The sequence below is a fragment of the Salinicola acroporae genome (genome assembly GCF_003206615.1).
GTDB lineage: Bacteria > Pseudomonadota > Gammaproteobacteria > Pseudomonadales > Halomonadaceae > Salinicola > Salinicola acroporae.
In genome coordinates this window covers 473848-495141 of the sequence record NZ_PZJW01000002.1, presented here as the reverse complement: position 1 = coordinate 495141, position 21294 = coordinate 473848, and the positions used below count along the sequence as shown (strand labels likewise).

At 64.6% G+C, this 21294-nt stretch carries 19 protein-coding genes; 10 read left to right on the top strand and 9 right to left on the bottom strand.

The genetic code is table 11. The features are described from left to right. The first annotated feature begins 114 nt into the window (after positions 1-114). From trmB to DOM54_RS03450, 5 genes are all read left to right on the top strand, one after another. Positions 115-804 (top strand): tRNA (guanine(46)-N(7))-methyltransferase TrmB, encoded by a 690-nt coding sequence (trmB, locus tag DOM54_RS03470; protein WP_110715122.1) that lies wholly within the window; start codon positions 115-117, stop codon positions 802-804. Next, a complete protein-coding gene (locus DOM54_RS03465) occupies positions 801-1130 on the top strand; it encodes a DMT family transporter (RefSeq protein ID WP_110714977.1) in 330 nt (109 codons plus the stop codon). Before trmB ends, DOM54_RS03465 begins: the two co-directional genes overlap by 4 nt. A 140-nt stretch (positions 1131-1270) precedes the next feature. After that, complete coding sequence (dacB, locus tag DOM54_RS03460; protein ID WP_110714976.1) at positions 1271-2719, top strand: D-alanyl-D-alanine carboxypeptidase/D-alanyl-D-alanine endopeptidase; 1449 nt, start codon at positions 1271-1273, stop codon at positions 2717-2719. Between the two features lie 149 nt (positions 2720-2868). Continuing rightward, positions 2869-3333, top strand: a complete 465-nt coding sequence (locus DOM54_RS03455; RefSeq protein WP_240613744.1) for an META domain-containing protein — start codon at positions 2869-2871, stop codon at positions 3331-3333. Beyond that, entirely contained in the window at positions 3330-3899 is a 570-nt protein-coding gene (locus DOM54_RS03450; protein WP_206018995.1) for a GNAT family N-acetyltransferase, read from the top strand. The genes DOM54_RS03455 and DOM54_RS03450 overlap by 4 nt, the downstream gene beginning before the upstream one ends. Here DOM54_RS03450 and DOM54_RS20215 read toward each other — a convergent pair whose 3' ends face one another. Further along, on the bottom strand, positions 3900-4325 hold the full coding sequence (locus DOM54_RS20215; RefSeq protein ID WP_206018994.1) for a hypothetical protein: 426 nt from the start codon (positions 4323-4325) through the stop codon (positions 3900-3902). Positions 4326-4493: 168 nt separating this feature from the next. On the opposite strand from DOM54_RS20215, the gene DOM54_RS03440 reads away from it, so the two are divergent. After that, entirely contained in the window at positions 4494-5234 is a 741-nt protein-coding gene (locus tag DOM54_RS03440) for a TSUP family transporter (protein ID WP_110714974.1), read from the top strand. A gap of 33 nt (positions 5235-5267) precedes the next feature. On the opposite strand, the gene DOM54_RS03435 is transcribed toward DOM54_RS03440, so the two are convergent. After that, positions 5268-6200 (bottom strand): AraC family transcriptional regulator, encoded by a 933-nt coding sequence (locus DOM54_RS03435; RefSeq protein WP_110715121.1) that lies wholly within the window; start codon positions 6198-6200, stop codon positions 5268-5270. A gap of 212 nt (positions 6201-6412) precedes the next feature. On the opposite strand from DOM54_RS03435, the gene DOM54_RS03430 reads away from it, so the two are divergent. After that, on the top strand, positions 6413-7483 hold the full coding sequence (locus tag DOM54_RS03430) for an NAD(P)-dependent alcohol dehydrogenase (RefSeq protein ID WP_110714973.1): 1071 nt from the start codon (positions 6413-6415) through the stop codon (positions 7481-7483). Between the two features lie 116 nt (positions 7484-7599). On the opposite strand, the gene DOM54_RS03425 is transcribed toward DOM54_RS03430, so the two are convergent. Continuing rightward, entirely contained in the window at positions 7600-8412 is an 813-nt protein-coding gene (locus tag DOM54_RS03425; protein WP_110714972.1) for an acyl-CoA thioesterase domain-containing protein, read from the bottom strand. A gap of 100 nt (positions 8413-8512) precedes the next feature. Between DOM54_RS03425 and tadA the strand changes: the two genes are divergently transcribed. Next, complete coding sequence (tadA, locus tag DOM54_RS03420; protein WP_110715120.1) at positions 8513-8983, top strand: tRNA adenosine(34) deaminase TadA; 471 nt, start codon at positions 8513-8515, stop codon at positions 8981-8983. A 6-nt stretch (positions 8984-8989) separates the two neighbouring features. Here the strand turns inward: tadA and DOM54_RS03415 are convergent, their stop codons facing one another. Both DOM54_RS03415 and mltF read right to left on the bottom strand, forming a co-directional pair. After that, positions 8990-10942: a sensor domain-containing diguanylate cyclase gene (locus DOM54_RS03415; protein WP_206018993.1), complete on the bottom strand. Its 1953-nt coding sequence runs from the start codon at positions 10940-10942 to the stop codon at positions 8990-8992. Between the two features lie 39 nt (positions 10943-10981). Continuing rightward, on the bottom strand, positions 10982-12433 hold the full coding sequence (mltF, locus tag DOM54_RS03410) for a membrane-bound lytic murein transglycosylase MltF (protein ID WP_110714970.1): 1452 nt from the start codon (positions 12431-12433) through the stop codon (positions 10982-10984). 273 nt (positions 12434-12706) lie between these two features. Between mltF and purL the strand changes: the two genes are divergently transcribed. Then, positions 12707-16621 (top strand): phosphoribosylformylglycinamidine synthase, encoded by a 3915-nt coding sequence (gene purL, locus DOM54_RS03405; protein WP_110715119.1) that lies wholly within the window; start codon positions 12707-12709, stop codon positions 16619-16621. Between the two features lie 492 nt (positions 16622-17113). On the opposite strand, the gene DOM54_RS03400 is transcribed toward purL, so the two are convergent. The 4 genes from DOM54_RS03400 to DOM54_RS03385 all read right to left on the bottom strand — a co-directional run bounded on the left by DOM54_RS03400 (position 17114) and on the right by DOM54_RS03385 (position 20474). Further along, positions 17114-18637, bottom strand: a complete 1524-nt coding sequence (locus DOM54_RS03400; RefSeq protein WP_110714969.1) for an HAL/PAL/TAL family ammonia-lyase — start codon at positions 18635-18637, stop codon at positions 17114-17116. A gap of 145 nt (positions 18638-18782) precedes the next feature. Further along, on the bottom strand, positions 18783-19097 hold the full coding sequence (locus DOM54_RS03395) for a putative quinol monooxygenase (RefSeq protein WP_110714968.1): 315 nt from the start codon (positions 19095-19097) through the stop codon (positions 18783-18785). 77 nt (positions 19098-19174) lie between these two features. After that, the gene (locus tag DOM54_RS03390) at positions 19175-19606 is read right to left on the bottom strand and encodes a hypothetical protein (RefSeq protein ID WP_110707939.1); all 432 of its coding nucleotides are present in this window, start codon (positions 19604-19606) and stop codon (positions 19175-19177) included. Positions 19607-19706: 100 nt separating this feature from the next. After that, positions 19707-20474 (bottom strand): DeoR/GlpR family DNA-binding transcription regulator, encoded by a 768-nt coding sequence (locus tag DOM54_RS03385; protein WP_110714967.1) that lies wholly within the window; start codon positions 20472-20474, stop codon positions 19707-19709. A gap of 321 nt (positions 20475-20795) precedes the next feature. On the opposite strand from DOM54_RS03385, the gene DOM54_RS03380 reads away from it, so the two are divergent. Then, positions 20796-21269: a tripartite tricarboxylate transporter TctB family protein gene (locus DOM54_RS03380; RefSeq protein ID WP_206018992.1), complete on the top strand. Its 474-nt coding sequence runs from the start codon at positions 20796-20798 to the stop codon at positions 21267-21269. The last annotated feature ends 25 nt before the right edge of the window (positions 21270-21294 follow it).

The window sequence follows — 21294 nt, the reverse complement described above, 5'->3', positions numbered from 1 at the left end:
CGCGCGCGCGCCGTCATGCCACGCCAGGTAAGCTATCGTGCGTTCCGGATGCCAAGGTCGGGCGGCCGGCTGCTAGAATACCCGGCCTGTCGCAGCTTTATCATCGGTGTTCTCATGCAAGCCTCATCGCGCGCCATCGTCTCAAGTCAGCAGGGGCCGCACCAGGATTTGATGCGCCGCGTCCAGCGCGCGCGCGATAGCGAGTGGCAACGCCCACCCGCCGAGCATACGCGACTGGCCTTCGCGGAAGCGGCTCGGTGGCTGGAGGCCCAGTGCCGGCCACTGATCCTCGATGCCGGCTGTGGCGTGGGGCTCTCCACGCGCCGGCTCGCCGAACGTCACCCCGATCACGCCGTGATCGGGGTGGATCGCAGCGAGCTGCGGCTGTCACGAGATCACGGTCCCTTGCCGGACAACGCGCGACTGGTGCGTGCCGATCTGGTCGATTTCTGGCGCCTGGCGCGCGCCGCCGGGTGGCGGCCGGCGCGACACTACCTGCTGTATCCGAATCCCTATCCCAAGAGCACGCAACTCAAGAAGCGCTGGCACGGCCATCCGGTCTTTCCCTCGTTGCTCGCGCTCGGCGGAGTGCTGGAACTGCGCTCCAACTGGGCCATCTATGTCGAGGAGTTCGCCTTCGGCGTCGAGGTGCTGCTCGGGATCGAGGGCGAGATCGCGTCCTTCACTCCCGGCGTCACCTTCATGACGCCATTCGAGCGAAAATATGGCGAGAGCGGCCAGACGCTATGGCGTTATCGCGTCGATCTCGCTCCCTCGCTACCGAACGGGGAGCCCGCCCGATGAGCTATCTGCTCCTCGCCCTGGCGATCGTCGCCGAAGTCGTGGCGACCAGTTCGCTGAAAGCCTCGGCCGGTTTCACACGCTGGCTGCCCAGTCTCGTGGTGGTCGTGGGCTACGGCTTCTCGTTCTATGCGCTGTCGCTGGTGCTGAAGTCGCTGCCCGTGGGCATCACCTACGCGATCTGGGCCGGCCTCGGTATCGTGCTGGTGACGCTGATCGGTATCGTGTTCTACGGCGAGAAACCGGATCTGCCCGCCTACCTGGGCATGGGGCTGATCATTGCCGGCGTCGCCGTCATCCAGGTTTTTTCGAGGCTGTCGTCGCATTGACGTGCGATAGCGCCGCCTCTCTTTCAGCACTTTCGTCTTTTGGTACTTTGACATGACGCCAGGCATCGCCTCCGGGGGGCGTTAATTGGTACGCTCTGGACCAGATTGGCCCTCATTTTTCTTTGAAGCGAGCATCCATTATGCGGCGGTGGCTAGGTCGGAGTTCTCTGTTTCTCGGTGCGTTGTCACTATCGGTGGTCTCTGTCGTCGTCCAGGCGGCCGGGTTCGATCATGTTGCCCGGCTCGCCGACAAAGGGTTCGTGATCAGCGCCCAGGCGCGGCTATTGGATAGCGGGGAGGTGCTGGGCGCCCTCAATCCCTCGCAACCGCTGTCGCCGGCATCCGTCACCAAGCTCTACACCGCCGCCGCCACCCTGGATCGCTGGGGGCCGCAGCACCGGTTCACCACGCGCTTCGTCTCCACCGGCACGCTCGATGGCAACGGCGTGCTGCACGGCGACCTGGTACTCGAGGGTGGCGGTGACCCGGCGCTGACATCGGAAGAGCTGTGGCGGCTGATCCAGAAGCTGCGAGAGCTCGGGGTTTCCAGCGTCGACGGGCAACTGGTGATCAGCCAGTGGCGATTTGGCCCGGTGACCTGCGAGACCAGCGATCGCTGCAAGACACAGACGGAGGGCACCAACGCCTACGCGTCGCTGCTCTCTTCCGCGGCGGTCAACTACGGCAGCTGGTGCGCCACGGTGATGCCGGGGGTGGTCGGCCAGCCGGCACGGATCACCAGTTGCGATACGGTAGCGCCGACCCTGCGAATCGAGAACGACGTGACCACGGTCGCCGCGAGCGGCTCCGCCGACCTCTACGCCAAGCGGGTGACCGACAGCCAGGGGGACACGCTCAAGATCAGCGGCCGGATTCCTGCCGGGACCTATCCCCGTCCCATCTACAAGGCGAGCTCGGATCCGGCGGACCAGACCGGGCAGACGCTGCTGTCGCTGCTGCGCCAGGCGGGCGTGCCTGTCAGCGGCGGCTACGCCGTCAGTCGGCAGGCTCCGCCGTCGGTCGCCAAGGACTTGGCCGCCGTCGAAGGCAAGCCGTTGCAGGAACTGCTGCTGCGCACGCTCAACTACTCGAACAATTTCATGGCCGACACCCTGGCGCTGGATCTGACCTCCGGCACCCAGCAGAATCTGCCGGACGCCGGGCGGGAGCTCGAGCGTTTCGCCACCAGCCTGCCGGGACACGGTGCGGCGATACTGCGCAGCGGTAGCGGGCTGACGCCGGAAAACCGGGTGTCGGCGCAGAGCGTCAACGCACTGCTGAACGCGATGTACGGCAATGCCTCGCTGTTTCCCACGTTCGTGGCCGGCATGCAGGTACCCGCCAACGGGCCGATGCATTTCATCCGTCGTGGCAGCCAGACCTTCCAGGACCACGTGATGCTCAAGACGGGCACGCTCAACGAGCCGGTGACGGTACGCGCGGTGGCGGGCTATTTCCGCACCGACAGCGGCCGTTGGGGCAGCTTCGCCGTGCTGGTCAACGGTACCGCGTCGACGCCGTATCTCTCCTGGCGCGAGACGCTGCCGATGGTTGCCGACGACCTGACCGCGATGATCGAGCGCCACTAGGACGTGTTCACACGCGACGTCGTGAGCCGGGTGAATCGTTTGGACAGGCCCTGGCGTTTTCGCCGAGGGGGCGGTCCGGATTGCCTCCGGGGTCGCCCGCGCGCAAAATCGCCCCGTTTGCTTCACGCTTCCCACATGAGGACGTTCACGTGCTGTCACGCCTTTCCCTATTCGTCGCCGCCATCGTCGTGAGCGTTGCCGGTTGTGCTTCGAACCCAGGTGACGAGGGTGCCGCAACCGGCACCAACACCCCGGCGGCCAGCGAAGCCCTGGTCGGTACCTACTGGAAACTGATGACACTCGACGGTGAACCGGTACCCGTGGCGGACAACCAGCGCGAAGCGCACCTGGTGCTCGATGCGCAGGGACGCGTTGCCGGCTCGACGGGGTGCAACCGGCTGATGGGGGGGTACCGGATGGAAGGGGATACGCTGACCTTCTCGCAGTTGGCCTCGACCCGAATGGCGTGCCCCGGTGAGATGGCGACCCTCGAGCAGGGGTGGCTGGCGACGCTTTCCGAGACGGCGCACTACTCGATTTCCGGGCAGTCGCTCGTGCTGAAGGACGCGGCTGACAGAACGCTGGCCAGGCTCAAGGCCAATGCGCTGTATTGAGCGATACGCAAGCTCCCCGATTCGACCGTGAGAACCGTACCTTGACCCTGATCGACTGCGAGTTCGACCTGCACGGCGATGCCGTGCTGACGATCTTCAATGACGCCATCCTCAATACCACTGCGCTCTACGAGTATCGGCCACGGACGAGGGCTGTCGTCGAGCAATGGTTCCAGACCAAGCGCGAAGGCGACTTCCCGATCCTCGGCATGCTCGACGGCGATAGCGGTCGGCTGATGGGTTTCGCCAGCTATGGCCCGTTTCGGCCCCATGCCGCGTATCGCTACAGCGTCGAGCACTCGGTCTACGTGGATGGCGACTTCCGCCAGCGGGGCGTCGCCAGGCACCTGATGACGGCGCTGATCGCGCGCGCCGAGGCTCAGCAGTACCACACCCTGATCGGCGGCATCGATGCCGCTAACGCTCCCAGCATCGTGCTGCACGAACGGCTGGGCTTCGAACACGCCGGCACTGTCCGCCAGGCCGCCTTCAAGTTCGGGCGCTGGCTCGATCTGGCCTTCTACCAGCGGATCCTGGCGACGCCGGAGCGCCCTCGCGCGGAGTGATCAGGGGGCATCGTCGGGCTTGTCCGACTGGCCGGTGCTGCCGCTGTCGGCATTGCCGTTGATGGCCTCCGTCGGGGTGCTCGGCAGCGCATCGGAACCCATCGCCAGCTTGTCGGCGTCGGCGATGTAGACCTCCTGGCTGCTGCGCAGGAACAGGCAGAGTTCCTGGCCGGCCTGACCGTTCATGTGGTCCTGCGGGTAGTGGCCCTGGATCAACAGGGCCGTCATGCCGGCCTCGTCGTCGAACAATACCGGCTCTCCAGCCGGCGCGGCATCAGGAAACTGGCTGGCTTGCTGGCACTGTTCGATGACCGCCCGGTCGTGCTCCTCCCAGGCGGCATCGCTGGAGGCGCGGGCGGGGCCGGCCATGGCGAGCAGCGCCGTGGCGAGGCAGGTTGGGGCGATGTAGGGCGTGAAACGGCGCATGAGCGAACGGTCCTTGTTGCCGAGGAAAGGGGCGGTGCCGGTGGCGTGTCGTCGGCTACCAGTTGGATGAGCGCGTCGCGCCCGTCGAACTGGCTCATTCTCCACGGCGTCAGCGGCCGTGGATCTTTCACGGGCACTGTTGGCCCGCCACTGGAGTATAGACCTCGTATGGCACTATCCGTTGGATTGCTGTTTCTGGCCGTGGTGTTCTCGACCTCGGTGTTGTCCGGCGTCTTCGGCATGGCTGGCGGGTTGATTCTGCTTGGCTTCCTGCTCGCCTGGTTGCCGGCGGCGACGGCGATCGCCGTTCACGGCGTGATCCAGCTCACCGCCAACGCGTCGCGCGCCTGGCTGTCGCGTCGCTTCATCGACTGGCGCATTGTCGCCATGATCGCCTGCGGCGTATTGATCGCGGCCGCGTTACTGGCCCTGGTGCGCTACTCCCCCAGCGAGACGGTGGTGCTGATCGTGCTCGGGCTGATGCCGGTGATGGTATGGATACCCAAGCGTTGGTTCCATTTCGATGTCTCGCGGCCGGGGCATGCCGTCCTGTGCGGACTCGTCTCCGGGGGATTGACCATTGCCGTTGGCGTATCCGGCCCGACCATCGACCTCGGCTTCATCCGTACCCATCTCGATCGGCGCACCGTGGTGGCGACCAAGGCCACCATCCAGGTCATCGCGCACAGCCTCAAGATCCTCTTCTACTGGCAGGCGGCCCTGGCGATGGATAGCGGCGAGTGGGGCTGGGTGGCGTTGGCGATTCCTTTCGCTTTCGCGGGCACGCGCACCGGCAATCTGGTGCTCTCCCGGCTGACGGATGCCGGCTTTCGCTACTGGACGCGCTGGATTGTCACCGTGGTGGGGGCCTATTACCTGATCCGGGGACTGATGGGGTTGTGGGCGTGATCGCGCCCATCGGCGGGGCTGCCGGCAAGACGTCTACTCCTGGGACGGGCTGACGCCGAAATAGCGCTTGTACTCGCGACTGAACTGCGAGGTGCTGCGATAGCCCACATCGCCGGCAGCCCTGGCCACGTTGACCCGCTGCTGGCCCAGCAGGACCCGCGCCCGAAGTAGTCGCAGGCGCTTGAGATACTGCACCGGCGACAACTGTGTCACGCGCTTGAAGTGGTGATGGAAGTGCGAGGCGCTCATGTTGGCGCGCTCGGCGAGCGCTTCCACGGTCAGCGGCAGCGCGAAATGGCGATGAAGGTAGTTCAGCGACTCGGCGATGCGCGCGTAGTGTCCCTGCTGCTGGACCAGCTCCCGCAAAGACTGGCCTTGCGGGCCGTTGAGCGCCGCGAACAGCACCTCCCGCACCCGGCCCGCGCCTAGCGCCCGGCTGGTGCTCTCGTCCCCCAGGCAGTCGGCCAGCCGTTGTACCGCTTCCGCCATGGTGGCATCGAGGGTGACCGCTGCCATGGGCTCGGGGGAGCGACGATTGCCATCGGTCGGCGCCGGCAGGTGGTGAACCAGTTCGCTCAACGTCAACGGGTCCACGTCGATGGACAGGCCCAGCAGCGGCGCGCCGGGGCGGGCGAGCGTCTCGCATTCGAAGGGTAGCGGCATCGCCTGCACCAGATAGTTGCCGGGACCGTAATGAATGACTCGGTCCTCCAGATAGCCGATCTTGTCACCCTGCGCGATGATGAAGAGCCCCGGTTCGTAGATCAGCGGCGTGCGTGGACAGCTGCATTCCGAGGCGATCAACTTCACTCCGTCGATGGTGGTGGTGGAGAAGCCGTCGGCCCTGGCCAGCGGTGCCAGCGTCCGGGCCAGATGGGAAGCCCAGTCGGGGGCCGGCCGGGTCGGTTCAATGCCGCCCCGCGATGGCTGATCGCTGGGTGCCACCTGGAATACGTGCTCGAGCATGATGTCTCCCGAAAGTGAGGCGATACGGAGGATCAGCGTATTGTGCATGAAAATAGCGTTATAAGATAACAAAATACGTCATTTCAAGAGAATAGGGCGGATGTTCGACAGGATTCGGCATGGCGGCCGTCAAGCGCATCGACCACACTGATCGCGTTTCCGCGCCCCGTTTCACGGCGCGTCATTTGTCTCCTTAACCAAGGATTACCGCTATGACTCAGGCTACCGCCACGCCCGCCAAAGGTTACGCTGCGCATTCCGCCACGACGCCGTTGGCGCCTTGGGACTTCGAGCGCCGTGCGCCGCGCCCGGATGATGTCTCGATCGAAATCCTCTACTGCGGCGTCTGCCACAGCGATCTTCACTTTGCTCGCGACGATTGGGGCATGGCCTCCTATCCGGTCGTGCCGGGGCACGAGATCGTCGGCCGCGTCACGGCCGTGGGCGACGACGTCAGCCAGTACCAGGTCGGCGACCTGGTCGGCGTCGGCTGCATGGTGGACTCCTGCCGCCAGTGCCAGGCCTGTAACGAAGGCCTCGAGAACTACTGCGCCGAAGGTTTCGTGATGACCTACGGCAGTCCCGACAAACATGACGGCACCCTGACCCAGGGCGGCTACTCCGACAAGGTCGTGGTCAGCGAACGTTTCGTCGTGCGCATGCCCGATGGCATCGACCTCAAGTCTGCCGCGCCGATCCTGTGCGCCGGTATCACCACCTATTCACCGCTGAAACACTACGGCGTCAAGCCGGGTGACAAGGTCGGCATCATCGGCATGGGCGGTCTCGGCCATATGGGGGTCAAGCTCGCCAAGGCGCTGGGTGCCGAGGTCACGCTGTTCACGCGGTCCGAGTCCAAGAAGGCCGAGGCCAGAAAGCAGGGCGCCGATCACGTCGTGATCTCCACCAACGACGACGAGATGGCAGCGATCACCGAGACCTTCGACTTCATGCTCGACACGGTGCCGGTGCAGCATGATATCAACCCTTATCTCAATGCCCTGAAGCCGGATGGCACGCACATCCTCGTCGGCCTGCTCGAGCCGCTCGATCCGGCGGTATCCGGCGCCAACCTGGTCTTCCGTCGTCGGGTGCTGGCAGGTTCGCTGATCGGTGGCATGCCGGAAACCCAGGAAGTGCTCGATTTCTGTGCCGACAACGGGATTACCTGCGACGTCGAGATGATCAACATCGATCAGATCAACGAGGCCTGGGAGCGCATGCAGAAGGGCGACGTGAAGTATCGTTTCGTGATCGACATGGCATCGATCAAGGAGAGCTAAGAGCCAAGAGCTTCGAGCCTCGAACGCCAGCGACGATGTCACTGGCGTTTTTCGTTCCACGGCCACGCTGTTTTTCGCGGCTCGCGGCTCGCGGCTCGCGGCTCGCGGCTCAGGGCTCAGGGCTGAACCCTCACCAGCCCCTCCTGCGCCGTCGAGGCCACCAGGCGGCCTTCGCGGTCGTAGAAACTGCCACGAGCGAAACCGCGTGCGCCGCCCGCCCAAGGGCTTTCCATCACGTACAGCAACCACTCGTCGATTCTGGGGTCCTCGTGGATCCACAGGGCGTGATCCAGGCTGGCGATGCGCAGGCGCGGATCGCCGAACTCCACGTCGTGGGCCAGCAGCGAGGTCAACAGCAGGTTGAAGTCCGAGCTGTAGGAGAGCAGGTAGCGGTGCAGTGCCGGGTCGTCCGGCATCGGGCCGCCGGCCATGCGGAACCAGATCATCCGGGAGGGCGGACAGTCATGGCGCTCTTCCACGGTGATGAATTCGACGGGGTGTCCGCGAAAGCGCTGGTGGACCGCCTTGCCTTCCGCCAGCAACGCCTCCGGCGTGGGCACCTCGGGTGCCTTGGGTTGGTGGCTCAGGCCGTGTTCACGGCCCTGGAAGGAGGCGCTGCAGAAGAATATCGGTTTGCCTTTCTGAATTGCGGTGACGCGCCGCGTCGTGAAGCTGCCGCCATCGCGAACGCGGTCGACGGAGTAGATCACCGGGAGTTGGGCGTCTCCGGGGCGGAGGAAGTAGCCATGCAGCGAGTGCAGATAGCGATCCTCGGGCACCGTGCGAGTCGCGGCGGCGGCGGATTGGCCCAGAGCCTGCCCGCCGAAGAGTTGCGGCAGCCCCAGGTCCTGGCTCTGGCCACGGAACAGGTTCTCCTCCAGCGCTTCCAGGCCAAGAAGCTGGATAAGGTCGTTCAGCGCTTGTGTCATTCGGGTATCCTTGATGGCGCGTCGGTGATGGCTGGTCACGAGTATATCCTGCTCGATGGTGACTCGCCGCGACGCGGCGCGGCAATACGGGACGATCATGATACGCAACGACGAATTCTACATGCACCGGGCGCTGGAGCAGGCCCGGCTGGCGCTGGAGGCGGGCGAGGTGCCGGTTGGCGCCGTGGTCGTCGATGGCCGGGGCGAGCCGATCGGTGTCGGCTACAACTGCCCCGTCGGTGGCCAGGATCCGACCGCCCATGCCGAGGTGCAGGCGCTGAGAAGCGCGGCGCGGGCGCTGGGCAATTATCGGCTGGATGACTGTACGCTGTTCGTTACGTTAGAGCCCTGCCTCATGTGCACGGGGGCGATCATCCATGCCCGTATTCGGCGGGTCGTCTACGCGACTGCGGAGCCCAAGGGCGGTATGGTCGAATCCCGCGCCAATCTCTTCGCGCAGCCCTGGTTCAATCACCGCGTCGAGGTCGAGGGTGGCGTGCTGGCCGCGCCGGCCAAGCGCTTGCTTCAGCAATTCTTCCGGGAACGTCGTCGGGCTGACTCGGAGCCGTGAACCGAATCAACTGGCGTCGGTGAGGACCACGCGATTGCGTCCGCCCTGTTTGGCCCGATAGAGCGAATCGTCGGCGGCCTGGAAGAGTCGATCGCGACGGATCGGAGGCTCGTCGGTGATACTGACGCCGATGCTGAGCGTCACCGGCACGTTGCCTGGCAGGAACAGGCCACTTTCGGCCACCGCCCGGCGCAGCGCCTCGGCAATCTCTCCGGCGGTCTGGCGATCGCAGTTCGGTAGGCAGGCCACGAACTCCTCTCCGCCATAACGGGCGAACAGCCCGCCTGCCCGCTCGACCGGTAGCCGGCAGCGCTGGGCGATCGTCTTGAGATAGCGGTCGCCCTCCAGGTGGCCGAAGTGGTCGTTGACGCTTTTGAAGTGATCCAGATCGCAGATCAGCAGTGCCAGCGGTAGTGGGTCCCGATGATCGTCCATCCATCGCAGCAGTTCGCGACGATTGGGCAACTGGGTCAACTCGTCGTGGCGGGCGATCCACTCGATCTCCTGCTGAAGTCGCTCGCGCTCCTTCATCTCCTCGCGCAGAGAGACATTGGCCCGGTTCGCCAGGCGATGCTGGTGGGCCAGTCTCCGGTAGATATAAAGCACCATGTGCAGCAGGTAGGCCAGCAGGATGCCGAAGGCGAGAGTGATTTCCGGCAGCCGACTCCGTTGTACCTGTAACCAGTGCAGAGATGGCGCCACTCTCAGGGTCAGCAGGTCGGCGCCCAGGGTGACCGGCTGTTGATACTGCCAGTCCGCGAGATTGCCCAGCGGGCCGTAGTGAAAGTAGAGCTGGCGATCGCCACTGAGCGTCACCGCGCGGTCTTGGTTGGACGTCTGCGCCAGTAGCGAATTGAGCAGCTTGTCGACGCTCACTACCATCCCCACGGCACCGCGCAGGGTTCCATCGACGACATCGCGTACCGGGAGATAGCTGATCACGCCACGTCCGCCCTGAATGAAATCGACGATCCCCGTCTGCCCCTCGATGCCGTAGACCAGGGGATGGTCCAGCGCCGCCCGGTCCTGTGAGTCCGCCAGGTAGAGGTTGGTGCCGAGCACTTTCTGATTGCCTCTTAGCGGGTAGACGCGGATGACGGTGCCCTCGAGGTCGATGAAGGCGATGTTGCGGAAATAGCCGAAGTCGTCGTGGTATAGCTTGGCCTGTTGCTCCCATTCGGAGCGGGACGGAATATAGCCCAGCATGTTCCAGAAACTGGTGAAGCGTCGCATCGCCTTGAAATGGGAGGCCGTTTCCGAAGCCATCCTGGTGGCGATGTCGTTGCCCTCGCCAGCGGCAAGGTCATACAGGCGCAGGTTGTCGGTCTGGCGTTGCTCCTGCCAACTGATCATGGCCAGCAGCGCGATCAGTCCGCCGACTGCCAAGGGTGGCAGGATCCGCCGCCAGTAGCGATGGAGCGTGGGAAGAAGCGCAAGGCACTGGGCGGACCAGAACAGCCATAACGCCGCCAGGATCGCGAGGGGCACTGCCGTCGTGCTGGAGGCGTATTCCGGCGGTGGAGCCAACGAGCGGTAGCTGAGCCAGACGCCGCCCATGGCGACCAGCAGCAGTAGAATCGGTGAGCCCAGGCCCAGGCGCGACAGCAACAGCACGTTGAGAGTCAGGCCGAACATCATGCAGAGCGAGAGAACCGGAGGCCGGCTGCGGAAGAGCTCCCAGTTGCCCGGCAGATGATCGAGCCAGCGTTGCCAGATATCGGCGCTGAGCCAGGTCTCTGCCACCAGATAACTGGCGAGGATGGTCAGGGTGAGGAGTCCAGTAGGAATCAGCAGCCAGCGACTGGCCCGGATCCATTGGTGCAATGCGAAGATCTGGCCTAGCCAGAGTGCGCCCAGCAGTGGTATCAGCAGCCAGCGTTGATCCGGTCCGTCGGCGGGCCAGAAGGCAATTAACGCGACCGGAAAAGCCAGGTACAGCGACAGACGAGACACCACCATGGGCATAGGCGTTATGGTTCTCCACGGCGCGGTCGCCGATTACAGCAGCGGGGCGACGATTTCGAAGGGCGTGGTGCTCTCATCGTCCAGCGCGCGCTCGCCCAGCTGGTTGAACTGTTGCTGGCTGCGATTGACGTACTTCAGTATCTCGTAATAACGGCGGATGTTACGAACGTAGATTACCGGTTCGCCGCCACGAGCGTAACCATGGCGCACCCGGGAGTACCACTCGCGCTCCTGCAGCAACGGCAGCGCTTCACGGACGTCGGCCCAGCGCTTGGGATCCCCGCCGCGCATGCGGGCGATCTCCTGGGCGTCGAACAGATGTCCCAGGCCGACATTGTAGGCAGCGAGTGCCAGCCAGGTTCGATCGGGTTCAGGTATGTCATCGGCCAGGCGCTGTTTGACTTGAAGCAGGTATCTGGCGCCACCGTCGATACTCTGGCGCGGGTCGAGACGGTTGTCGATGCCGACCTCTTCGGCGGTGGGGTGCGTCAGCATCATCAGCCCGCGAACGCCGGTCGGCGATTCGGCATCGGCCTCCCAGTGCGACTCCTGGAAACCGAGCGCGGCCAGCAGATGCCAGTCGAAGCCGGTCTCCCGGGCGGCCTCCTTGAAGTAAGGTACAAAGCGCGGCAGCCGCGTCCCGACATGGTGAATGAACAGTCGAGCGCCAACGTATTCGAGATAATCGTCGTGGCCGAAATAGCGTCCCACGAGTCCATCGAGCTCACCGTTGCGACGCTGGTCTTCCAGGAAATCGTTGGCGGCGTTGAGCAGATCGATCGGCTGGTTCGTCGAGAAGGCCCAGGCCAGACTCACGGGTTTGCCTAGTGGGAAACCGCGCTCGACATTGGGAAAGAACAACCGGTTGAGCCTGAATTGCTGGGTGTAGACCACGGCGGCATCGAGATCGTCACGTTCGACCATCTCCATCAGATCGGCGATGGTCAGGCCTTCGGCCTCCTTCCAGCCCAGCCCCGGCAGATTCCGCTGCTGCGTGCGCAGCGCCGCGGCATTGCCGGAATCGGCAATGACGCCGATCCGCAACCCCGGAAGATCGTTCAGCGTGCGTACCGGCGGCAACCCCCGGCGATAGACCACCAGCGGCTGCAGCGTCAGGATCGGCTGGCTGTAGCGGATGCCTTCCCGGTCCAGGTCGAGTGCCAGGGCTGCGGCCCCCACGTCCGCATCGCCATGTCTCACCTTGCCGATGACGCCTCCGATACTGGCTTCGGTGTCGACCGACAGGCTGACCCCCAGCGACGCCGAGAAACGGCGCATCAGCTCGTACTCGAAGCCGGTCGGGCCATGGCCCCCGGAATAGAAGGTGATCGGCCCGCCGCGTGTCGCCACCTGCAGGAAACCGCGCTTCTGGATCGGCTCGAGTCCGTCGCTGAAACGCGGTATCCATTGAGCTGGGCAGAGGACGATCGTCAGCGCCAACAGCAGTACCAGTGCGCGCCGCAGACGTGTCAGGAGCTTGGCCATGCAGTCGGGTCGGTGAGAGCGTGACGGCACACCATAGCCGGCCGCCGTCCCGCTGTCATCTATTGGCTAACACGCTAAACGTCCCGCGAGGCGGGGGCGCGGCTTTGGTGGAAGGGACGGCCTGACGCTCTGCAGGAGCATCGGCCGGCGCCGGTTGCGTTGCCTTAGCGAGCGTCGTCGCTTTCCAGTATCATGTCGCCCTGATCCCGGCATTGCTGCCCGTCTCGCACGAGACAAATGCGATCCTCGACCGTCCTGGAGGCTTTCCACGCCATGCTCGAATTGCAAGGCGCCCCCGCGCTATCTGCATTCCGTCACGCCAAACTGCTCGCCGATCTTCGCGCCGCCGTTCCCGAAGTCGAGTCCCTCAAGGCGCACTACGTTCATTTCGTCGACCACCATGACGAGCTCGACGATGAAGCACATCGGGTACTGGAGCGGCTGCTGGACTATGGCCATGGTGCCGAACCCGGACGGGGCACACCGCCCGAGGGGCATCTGTTTCTGGTCGTGCCCCGTATCGGCACGATCTCGCCGTGGTCATCCAAGGCGACCGACATCGCCCACAATTGCGGGCTCGAGCAGGTGGCACGCATCGAGCGCGGCATCGCCTATCGACTGACGCTGAAAAGCGCGCCGACTGCCGACGCCTACGCCATCCTGGTCTCGCGTCTGCATGACCGCATGACGGAAACCGTGCTGTACGACGCCAGCGATGCCGCCAAGCTGTTCTCCCATCACCAGCCGGCACCGCTGGCGACCATCGACGTGATCGAGGGCGGACGCCCGGCGCTGGCGGATGCCAATAGCCAGCTCGGCCTGGCCCTGGCGGAAGACGAGATCGACTATCTGGTCGAGGCGTTCAAGGCGCTGGGTCGCAATCCGACGGACGTCGAGCTGATGATGTTCGCTCAGGCCAACTCCGAGCACTGCCGTCACAAGATCTTCAACGCCGACTGGGTGATCGACGGCGAGCCGCAGAGCCACTCGCTGTTCAAGATGATCAAGAACACCTTCGAGCAGTCCGGCGACAAGGTGCTCTCGGCCTACAGCGACAACGCCGCGATCATCGAAGGGTCGACGGCGGGCCGTTTCTTCCCCTCGCCTGACGACCAGGTCTACGGCGCGACCCGGGAACCGATCCACATCCTGATGAAGGTGGAGACCCACAACCACCCGACGGCCATCGCGCCGCATCCGGGGGCGGCCACCGGTGCCGGCGGCGAGATTCGCGACGAGGGCGCCACCGGGCGTGGCGGCAAGCCCAAGGCGGGGCTCACCGGCTTCACTGTCTCCAACCTGCGCATCCCCGAGTTCGTGCAGCCGTGGGAAGCGTTCGACTACGGCAAGCCCGAGCGGATTCAGTCGGCGCTCGACATCATGATCGAGGGCCCGATCGGCGGGGCGGCGTTCAACAATGAATTCGGCCGGCCCAATCTCAACGGTTTCTTCCGGACGTTCGAGCTCGATGCCGTCGGCGCCGATGGCATCGAGCGCCGGGGCTACCACAAGCCGGTGATGCTGGCCGGCGGCTACGGCAACGTGCGCGACGCTCACGTGCTCAAGGGCGAGATTCCCATCGGCGCCAAACTGATCGTGATGGGCGGCCCGGCGATGCTGATCGGCCTCGGCGGCGGCGCGGCGTCGTCGATGGCGTCGGGTGCCTCCAGCGAGGACCTCGACTTCGCCTCGGTGCAGCGCGACAACCCGGAGATGGAGCGACGCGCCCAGGAAGTGATCGATCGCTGCTGGGCGCTGGGCGACGACAACCCCATCGCCTTCATCCATGACGTGGGCGCGGGCGGGCTTTCCAACGCCCTGCCGGAGCTGGTCAAGGATGGCGGCCGCGGCGGCCTGTTCGATCTGCGCGCGGTGCCCAACGCCGAACCGGGCATGAGCCCGCTGGAAATCTGGTGCAACGAGGCCCAGGAGCGCTACGTGCTGGCGGTGACGCCGGCGCAGCTCGAGCGCTTCGATGCGTTGTGTGCCCGCGAACGCTGCCCCTACGCGGTGGTCGGCGAGGCGATCGAGTCTCACCACCTGGCGGTTCGCGACGGTCATTTCGAGGCCGATCCGGTCGATCTGCCGATGAGCGTACTGTTCGGCAAGCCGCCCAGGATGCAGCGCAGCTTCGAACGTCACACGCTCAACCTGCCCGGCCTCGGGCTCGACAATCTCGACCTGCGGGAAGCGCTGGATCGTGTGCTGCGCCTGCCGACCGTGGCCTCGAAGAGCTTTCTGATCACCATCGGCGACCGCTCGATTACCGGTCAGGTCGCCCGCGACCAGATGGTCGGCCCGTGGCAGGTGCCCGTCGCCGACTGCGCGGTCACCACCGCCAGCTTCGACACCCATGCCGGCGAAGCGATGGCGATGGGCGAGCGCCCGCCGGTGGCCTTGATCGACCCGGCGGCGAGCGCACGCCTGGCGGTGGCGGAGGCAATCACCAATCTCGCCGCCGCGCCGATCGAAAAGCTCTCCGACATCAAGCTCTCCGCCAACTGGATGAGCGCCGCCGATCACGTTGGCGAGAACCAGGCGCTCTATGATGCCGTGCATGCGGTGGGCATGGAGCTGTGCCCTCAGCTTGGCATCGCGGTGCCGGTGGGCAAGGACTCGATGTCGATGCGCACCGCCTGGCAGACGGAAGCGGGTGACGAGAAAAGCATTACCGCACCGTTGACGCTCAATATCACCGGCTTTGCCCCGGTCACCGACGCGCTGCGCACGCTGACCCCGCAACTGCGCCTCGACCAGGACGAGAGCGACCTGATCCTGATCGATCTCGGTCGCGGCCAGCATCGGCTCGGTGGCTCCGCCCTGGCGCAGGTCTACGGCCAGGTCGGCAACGTCTGCCCGGATCTGGACGAAGCCGAGGATCTGGTGGCGTTCTTCAGCGTCATTCAGGGGCTCAACGCCGACGGCAAGCTGCTCGCCTACCACGACCGTAGCGACGGCGGCCTGATCGTGACCCTGCTGGAGATGGCCTTCGCCGGCCGCGGCGGGCTCGAGATCAAGCTCGACTGGCTCACTGACGATGCCGTCGGCGCGGTGGATGCGCTGTTCGCCGAAGAACTCGGTGCGGTGATCCAGGTCAACCGCCAGGATACCGAATTCGTGCTGGCGCAGTTGGCCGCGGCCGGCCTCGAGACCTGTGGCGTCATTGCCCGACCGCGCTATGACGATCAGGTCCGGGTGACGCTGTTCGAGGAGCCGCTGCTGGAAACCACCCGGGCCATGACCCAGCGTGTCTGGTCGGAAACCAGTTATCGGATGCAGGCGCTTCGCGATAACCCGGAGTCCGCCAAGAGCGAATTCGACGGGCTGCTCAACCTGCGCGATCCGGGGCTGTCGGCCAATCCGACCTTCGATGTCGACGACGACATCACTGCGCCTTACCTCCAGACCGGCGCACGGCCACGCGTGGCGATCCTGCGCGAGCAGGGGGTCAACGGGCACGTGGAAATGGCGGCGGCGTTCGATCATGCCGGCTTCGAGGCGGTCGATGTGCACATGAGCGACATTCTCGCCGGGCGCATCACCCTCGACGACATGAAGGGCCTGGTCGGCTGTGGCGGCTTCTCCTACGGCGACGTGCTCGGTGCCGGCGGCGGCTGGGCCAAGTCGGCGCTCTACAATGCCGCCGCACGCGATCAGTTCGCGGCCTTCTTCGAACGTGAAGACACCTTCGGCCTCGGCGTCTGCAACGGCTGCCAGATGTTCTCGCAGTTGAAAGAGCTGATCCCCGGCGCCGAGCGCTGGCCGCGCTTCGTCCGCAACGGCTCGGAGCAGTTCGAGGCCCGCGTGTCGATGGTCCAGGTCGAGGACAGCCCGTCGATCCTGCTCGCCGGCATGGCCGGTTCGACCGTGCCGATCGCCGTCGCCCACGGCGAGGGCCAGGCGCTGTTCGAGGATAGCGGCCACCTGCGCAGTATGCAGACCAGCGGTCAGATTGCGATGCGCTATATCGACAACGAAGGCCAGGTGACGACGCGCTACCCGGCCAACCCCAACGGCTCGCCCGCCGGCATCACTGGTCTGACCACGCCGAATGGCCGCGTCACCATCATGATGCCGCACCCGGAGCGGGTCGCTCGCGCGGTGACCAACTCCTGGCGCCCGCCGGAGTGGAAGCAGGACGGCGCGTGGATGCGGATGTTCCGCAATGCGCGTGTCTGGGTCGGATGATGTAAGGGATTGACGCCAGCGTTGGCGTGATGACGAAAACCGGCTTGTCCTGGGTTTTATAACCTCGGGGCAGGTTGGTTTTATTATGGGTGGTTGGCTGGGCGGCTAGCTCTATCTTGACGACGATACGACTGACGACGCATCTACTGCCCTTGTGCGCGTCATTACGAGGGCCGGTAAGGTTTTTATATGAGGGCGTCACTTTTGCTGGGTACACCTGCCCGCACCTTCGAAAGCGTGCTGGCGGGTTCGCGGCTAGCCGGGTCTTTCGACATGGATGTCGAAAGAGGCGCGCCAGGACAGGATGTCCGTGCGCGCCGACCCGGAGCGCAGCCGGCGGACCGGCCAGGGTTTCGAGATTTCGGGTGCAATAAAGAGGGAGAGCGAAGAGAGGGCGAGCGTTAAGCCCTCTCTTCAGACCATGCGATAGGGCGATAAGGACGTAAACAGTCGTGTCCTTGCTGATCTCGTCGTGACCACCTACCTACCAGGTTATGAGTACAGCGACCAATAGCGCGCCCGTATCCGCTCGAGACAAAGCCGCAGCTCACCATCCAGCGCGCGATCTTCGGCCACCGGGGCGAAATCCTCACGCAGCGTCGCGACCATGGTATCCAGCGGCCCGGGCAGCGGGTCGCCGCGCAGGTGTACCCCCTGCAGCGCTGCCAGCAGTGTCGCGGCGGCGACCTGTTCGGTGAGTTCGAGCACGCGCAGGGCGTCGCGGGCGGCGATGGTGCCCATGCTGACCTTGTCCTGGTTGTGGCACTCGGTGGAACGCGAAAAGACGCTGGCCGGCAGGGTGCCCTTGAGTGCCTCGGCGGCCCAGGCGGAGGCGCCGATCTGCACCGCCTTGAAGCCGTGATTGATCATCGCCCGCACCGCCGGTGCGCCGGAGAGGTTGCTCGGCAGGCCGTGGTTGTAGCGGCTGTCGACCAGCAGTGCGAGCTGACGGTCGAGCAGGTCGGCGACGTTGGCGGTCAGCGTTTTGAGGCTGTCCATGGCGAAGGCGATATGGCCGCCATAGAAGTGGCCGCCATGCATGACGTCGCCGACGTCCGGGTCGATCAGCGGGTTGTCGTTGGCGCTGTTGAGTTCGATCTCGATGAAGCCGCGCAGCCAGCCGAGGCTATCGGCCAGCACTCCCAGCACGTGAGGCGCGCAGCGCAGCGAGTAGCGATCCTGCAGGCGTTGCTGCGGTGCGGCGGCCTCGCTCTCCAGATCCTCGCGCAGCCAGGCCGCGACCCGGCCCTGGCCGGGGTGGGGCTTGGCCGCGAACAGGCGCGCGCCGAAATGGTCCGGATTGCCGCGCAGCGCGACCACGTTGAGGGCAGTGATGCGGGTCGCGAGCTTCAGCAGGTATTCGGCACGAACGAAGGCCTGGCACGCCAGCGCGGTCATTACTGCGGTGCCGTTCATCAGCGCCAGCGCCTCCTTGGGGCGCAGGGTCAGCGGCTCCCAGCCCAGCTCGGCGTGGATATCGGCCGCCATCCGGACATCGCCGCGCCAGATCACCTCGCGCTCGCCACAGAGCATGGCGGCGACGTAGGAGAGCGGCGTGAGGTCACCGCTGGCCCCCACCGAGCCCTCCTCGGGGATTCTCGGCAGCAGATCTTCCTGTAGACAGGCGTGAAGGCGCTCGAGCAGCGCGAAGCGCACGCCGGAGACGCCCTGGCACAGCGACTGCAGGCGTGCCGCGAGCACCGCCCGTGCGGCTTCGGGGTCGAGGAAGCGGCCCAGCCCGCAGCCGTGAAAGGTGTAGAGCTGGCGCGGCAGCGCTTCGACCTGGTTCAGGGGAATCGCGGTGACGCAGGAATCACCGTAGCCGGTGGTGATGCCGTAGATCTGCCCCTCGCGGTCGAGCAGGCCGTCGACGACCGCCGCCCCCCGGTCGATTCGCGCGCGCCATTGCGGATCGGCATCGAGGCAAGATTTCACTCGACGCTTCGAGAGCGCGTCGATCGCGTCGATGGAGAGCGGCTCGAGGCCGAAGACGACAGGAGGGACAGGGAGTGACATGAAAGCGACATCCGTGATTCGAGGATCGCCGAGTTTAGCCCGACGATCAGGCCATGAACCAGCGGATGGCGTACGACAAAGGTCGAATGCAGTGGGCTGTCACCACAGGCTAGCGCGACCGCAGATCGGGCGGTGGCCCTCGCTATCAGCCTGGCCGGACCGCCGTGTAGAAGAACCGGACCGAGGGGGCGGCCGCGAGCAGCGGCGCGGAGCCTTCCTTGAACGGCTTGTAGTGCGGCATCTGGGTGTGATGCTCGAAGGCGGCGCGATCGCGGTAGACCTCGTGCAGCACGACGATGTCTTCGCTGCCTTCCGGGGTCAGCACGTCGAAGGCGAAACAGCCCTCCTCGTTGGCCAGCGACTCGCTGGCATCGTTGTGCGCCAGCGCCAGAAAGGCCGGTACCTGACCAGCCTTGACTTGGAACTCGGCGATGACCACGAAGTGAGTGGTGTCAGCCATGGGAACCTCCTTGTGGGAATGGATGCGTCGCCGGCAGTCTAGGCGCGTGACGGCAAGGGCGAAAGCTGCCGTTCCGGTCAGTGGACGCGCGGAGCCTCGCCCATGCCGAGACGCTCCTGGAATTCGGCCACCGCGCTCTTGAGGAGTTCCAGCAAGCCGGGGATCAGCGCAACGCCCTGGTCCGGCCCCTCGACGAACTGCTCGACACTGACGTGCACGGCTTCGTTGTGGACGACGAGTTTGGCGGCCTTCAGGGTATTCATCACCTCGTTGGCGGTTTCCAGTAACAGCGTCCGGGTGGTGGTCTCCGCGGCCTGCCACACGCCGGGCAGCATCAACTGGAAGAACGCCGGCTCGTCGGCGGCGACGACCAGCACGAACTCCAACTGGTCCTGGCGTATGCGTGCCGCGTGGGTGTCCATCGCCTCGATGTCGATCTCCATGGCACGCAACTGTTCGATGTAACGCGCGAGTGGCGCGTTGGATTCCTGCGAGGTATCGGTTTGCATGGGGCGCTCCGGGCAAAGTCGGTCTTGGGCGCGGTGGCGCCAATGCCATTCATTGTAAGGCAGGAAAGCGTGGAAGGCGGCCAGGTGATCCGAGTGCGATTCAGGCTGGCGTCCCGAGCGGGTTGATAATAGTCGCGCCGAGTCTCTCGAAAGGTTCGACTTTCTCATCGGTAGCATCGGTGATCAGCGTCCAGCGGGGCGGAAAGGCGGTCCAATGCTGCTGGCTCGCACGACCCAGTTTGGTGGCATCCGCCATGACGTAGACTTCGGCGGCGCGAGCAATCATGGCCTCTTTCAGCCACGCCTGCTCGGGACTGGCCTCGCATAGCCCGAGTTCGGTCACCCCGTCGGCGCTGAGAAAAAGCCGATCAACGGTCAGTCTTGCTAACGCGGCATGAGCCAGCGGCCCGTAGACGGTCATGCTCGAGGCGCGTAGGTCGCCGCCCAGCACGGTGGCGTGCCCCTCCGGCAGGTTCGTCAGCCACGTCAGTGCCGCCATGTTGTTGGTGACCACGTGAAGGCCGCGTCGCTCGTTGAGCCGCGCGGCCAGTGCGGCGGTCGTGGTGCCGCCGTCCAGCAGCACGGTGTCGTTGTCCTCGATGCAATCCAGCGCGCGGGCTGCCAGGCGAGCCTTGATGTCGCCTTGACGTGTGCGCCGCTGCTCCAGTGTCAGCTCAGGCTCGCGACGGCCAATGTGCGCTGCCGCACCACCATAGGTACGCACCAGCAATCCCTGGTCGGAGAGCGCGCCCAGATCGCGTCGCGCGGTCGCTTCGGAAATCTCGAAATGCTGGCAGAGGGCATCGATGCTGGTGATGCCGGAAAGGACGGCATCCAGCATGGCCTGGCGGCGTTTGGCGACTTTCATTGACGAATCTGCACCTGTGGTCGGTGGTTAGTATGGCAGACACAGACCTCGCCTGCAGTGCCAGCTCTTATTGATCGGATCAATCATTTTAATTAGACATTGGTCTACACCGTTTCTGAGCTGTTTTTTGAAAATGCTTTAAAAATAGGTATTTGAAAAACTTTTTTGTTCATTGATCCCGTGGTAGTCAAGAGTCGTATTGCTAAAAAGGATTGAATCAATCATTTTGGCGCCACAAAGTCTCTTTTTTGATCGATTTAGTCTCGCTCGGATGATACATCGCTGACGAGCGAAGCCCAAAGTACGAGAAGGAAGATCGACATGATATTACGCAAAGCCGATTGCTGGCTGGCGCTCCTAATGCTGGCTTTCTGTGCCTTTGTCACTTGGCGAACGTTGCTGATCCCATCTTCCGGGGCTGGTGGTCAGGCTGGGCCCGATTTCTTCCCCTGGTTGGCCATTATCGGTATCACAGCATTGTCGGTCGCACTTTTCATTCGTGGGCTGTGCTCGAAAGTCGATGATGTGTCTGCCGAGTCAACGGCTGGAGGCACTGCTGAATCGGGTGCCGGGCGTTACGCCACGGTGGCGCTGATCCTGTTCGTGGCGCTGATGGTGGGGTACGCAGCCGCTTTCGAACGGATCGGCTATCTCCTCAGTACCCTAGTGACTTTTGTCATCGGCATGTTGCTGCTTCGCGAGCGACGTGTCCTTCAGTTTCTGATCGTACCGGCGTTGATCGTGGCGGGTGTCTACTTCGGTTTCACCCACTTGCTCGACGTCTATCTGCCCTGAGCAAAGTATCCGGCGACAGCCGGTA

Bases quoted from the DNA above. Each gene is read 5' to 3' on its own strand.
- trmB (WP_110715122.1), top strand. From the start codon at position 115: ATGCAAGCCTCATCGCGCGCCATCGTCTCAAGTCAGCAGGGGCCGCAC.
- DOM54_RS03465 (WP_110714977.1), top strand. From the start codon at position 801: ATGAGCTATCTGCTCCTCGCCCTGGCGATCGTCGCCGAAGTCGTGGCG.
- dacB (WP_110714976.1), top strand. From the start codon at position 1,271: ATGCGGCGGTGGCTAGGTCGGAGTTCTCTGTTTCTCGGTGCGTTGTCA.
- DOM54_RS20215 (WP_206018994.1), bottom strand. From the start codon at position 4,325: ATGCGCCGTTTCACGCCCTACATCGCCCCAACCTGCCTCGCCACGGCG.
- DOM54_RS03440 (WP_110714974.1), top strand. From the start codon at position 4,494: ATGGCACTATCCGTTGGATTGCTGTTTCTGGCCGTGGTGTTCTCGACC.
- DOM54_RS03435 (WP_110715121.1), bottom strand. From the start codon at position 6,200: ATGCTCGAGCACGTATTCCAGGTGGCACCCAGCGATCAGCCATCGCGG.
- DOM54_RS03430 (WP_110714973.1), top strand. From the start codon at position 6,413: ATGACTCAGGCTACCGCCACGCCCGCCAAAGGTTACGCTGCGCATTCC.
- DOM54_RS03425 (WP_110714972.1), bottom strand. From the start codon at position 8,412: ATGACACAAGCGCTGAACGACCTTATCCAGCTTCTTGGCCTGGAAGCG.
- DOM54_RS03415 (WP_206018993.1), bottom strand. From the start codon at position 10,942: ATGGTGGTGTCTCGTCTGTCGCTGTACCTGGCTTTTCCGGTCGCGTTA.
- mltF (WP_110714970.1), bottom strand. From the start codon at position 12,433: ATGGCCAAGCTCCTGACACGTCTGCGGCGCGCACTGGTACTGCTGTTG.
- purL (WP_110715119.1), top strand. From the start codon at position 12,707: ATGCTCGAATTGCAAGGCGCCCCCGCGCTATCTGCATTCCGTCACGCC.
- DOM54_RS03400 (WP_110714969.1), bottom strand. From the start codon at position 18,637: ATGTCACTCCCTGTCCCTCCTGTCGTCTTCGGCCTCGAGCCGCTCTCC.
- DOM54_RS03395 (WP_110714968.1), bottom strand. From the start codon at position 19,097: ATGGCTGACACCACTCACTTCGTGGTCATCGCCGAGTTCCAAGTCAAG.
- DOM54_RS03390 (WP_110707939.1), bottom strand. From the start codon at position 19,606: ATGCAAACCGATACCTCGCAGGAATCCAACGCGCCACTCGCGCGTTAC.
- DOM54_RS03385 (WP_110714967.1), bottom strand. From the start codon at position 20,474: ATGAAAGTCGCCAAACGCCGCCAGGCCATGCTGGATGCCGTCCTTTCC.
- DOM54_RS03380 (WP_206018992.1), top strand. From the start codon at position 20,796: ATGATATTACGCAAAGCCGATTGCTGGCTGGCGCTCCTAATGCTGGCT.